The following is a 2259-nucleotide window of genomic DNA, read 5'->3' on the forward strand; positions in this document are numbered from 1 at the left end:
CGTCTCGACTTCGATGCGGGCCTTGCCTTTCGGCAATGCAGCCGCCGAGCGGACCACGCTCCGCTTGAGCGCGAGCGCGTTGTACTCGTAGACCAGCTGCCCGCGATCGAGGTACAGGGTCACGCCCCCGGCCACACCGCCCAGGGCGTAGAGCACGCCCCGTGCGTCGGCCGGAAGCACCGCGTCGACCGTGACGAGGCTGTTGCGCGAGCGCAGGTTGGGCGCCGCGRMCTCGGGCAGGCGGGTCACTCGATCGGTGAAGTCCCACTCCGAGTACGGCACTTCGACGYGCGCCTTCGGATCCAGGARCGGGTACAGCCCGGCTCCCAGCGGATAGACCTTGTTGGCCCTGGCCTGCGCATCGAACTCGCGCTTCATCTCCTCCAGCCGCGACSGGTTGGCAGCCGACACATCGACCGCCTGCGAGTAGTCGCCGTCGAGCTTGTACAGCGCCCAGGTGTCGTTGTTCGGGTTCCAGCCCATGAACTGGGCGAAGCCGGCGATCCAGGGCGTCCGCGGACCCCAAACCGACGCCATCCACCCATCCTTGTAGAGGCCGCGACTGCCGAGATTCTCGAAGTACTGCGCCGGCTTGCGCGCCGGSGCCTTCGCATCGGAAAAGGTAGCGGCCATGCTCACGCCGTCGATCGGGTCTTGCGCCACGCCGTCGACGGACGTCGGCGGGGTGATGCCGGCGATTTCGTAGATCGTCGGGGCGATGTCGTTCACGTGGTGGAACTGGTTGCGCACCTGGGTGTCCGGCTTGATCCGCTTCGGCCAGGACACSGCGAGCGGCACACGCGTGCCGCCGAAGTAGCCGGCCACCAGCTTCGTGCCCTGGAACGGCGTCATGCCCGCCCAGGCCCAGGCTGCGTGGTACATGCTGTCGAGCTTCGGGCCGCCCAATGCATCAAGGCCCCCGTAGTCACGCTCCAGCACGGCCATGTGCTGCYGGGCGCCSGCCGGGATGCCATTTTGCGCATTGAGCTCCGCGATCGAGCCCTGCATGCCTTCGGCCGAYGCGCCGTTGTCCGAGAAGACATAGAAGATCAGCGTGTTCTCGCGCAGSCCCTCGCGCTCCAGTTCATCGACCAGCTTGCCGACCTGCGTGTCGGTGTGCTCCAGGAATCCCGCATACACCTCCATCAGGCGCGCCTGGAACTTCTTCTCCTTCGGGTCGAGGCTGTCCCATGCCGGGAGCGAGGCYGGGCGCGGCGTGAGTTGCGCGTCCTTCGGGATCCAGCCCAGTTGCTTCTGCCGCTCGAAGGCRYGTTCGCGGTAGACGTCCCAACCGCCGTCGAACTGCCCCTTGTACTTGTCGGACCACTCCTTGAAGACGTGGTGCGGCCCATGCACTGCACCTGGCGCCCAGTACATGAAGAAGGGCCGGTCCGGCGCGCTGGCACGCCGTTGTTGCAGCCACCCGATCGCYTGCTGCGCCAGGTCCTCGGTCAGGTGGTACTTCGGATCGTGGGGCGGCTCGATCGGCGTGGTGTTGCGGTACAGCCGYGGTTCGTACTGCGAGGYCTCGCCGCCGATGAACCCGTAGAAGGAGTCGAAGCCATGGCCCGTGGGCCAGCGGTCGAAAGGACCCATCGCCGTGGTCTGGGTCGGCGGCGTGTTGTGCCACTTGCCGAAGGCCGCGGTCGCGTAGCCATGGTCGCGGAGCACTTCGGCAATGGTGGCGGAGCTCTTCGGGATCTCCCCGGTATAGCCGTCCCAATCCGTGGCGAGCTCGGCGATCACGCCGTTGCCGACGCGATGCTGGTTGCGACCGGTCAGCAGYGACGCGCGCGAAGCCGAGCAGATGGCCGCGGTATGAAAGGCGTTGTAGGTCACGCCGGTCTGCGCGATGCGGGAGAACGTCGGCGTATGGATCGGGCCGCCGACCGTGTCGGCCTGCGCGAAGCCCGCRTCATCGAGCATCACGATCAGCACGTTGGGGGCGTCCGCGGCGAGCCGCGCGGGCGCCTTGCGCCACGCATGCCTGGACTCCGCGAGCGACGGCCCGGCCACGCTGGCGCTCGGCGGACGCGGAAACGGCAACGAGGTCTGCGCTTCGGCTTGCGACAGGCCTTCCAACAGCACAGCGGYCGCCACGACCGCTTTCAACGACAACAGGATCAGGGACTTCATGTCTGGTCTCAGGCGGTGGGCAAGGTGTGCGCCTTGAAGGTCTCGCGCAGGCGGTTCTTGAGCATCTTCCCGGTCGCGCCGAGCGGGATCGCATCGACGAAGACGACGTCGTCCGGCGTCCAC

The 2259-nt window shown here is 67.4% G+C and carries 1 protein-coding gene; it reads right to left on the minus strand.

Annotated elements, in window-relative coordinates; genetic code table 11:
- Nucleotides 1-2136 (minus strand): arylsulfatase (locus AB4Z46_RS35200; RefSeq protein WP_442288189.1); only part of this gene is annotated, 2136 nt, incomplete at its 3' end.
- Between the last annotated feature and the right edge of the window lie 123 nt (nt 2137-2259).

Origin of the sequence: Variovorax sp. M-6 (assembly GCF_052114385.1) — a bacterium.
Lineage (GTDB): Bacteria > Pseudomonadota > Gammaproteobacteria > Burkholderiales > Burkholderiaceae_C > Variovorax.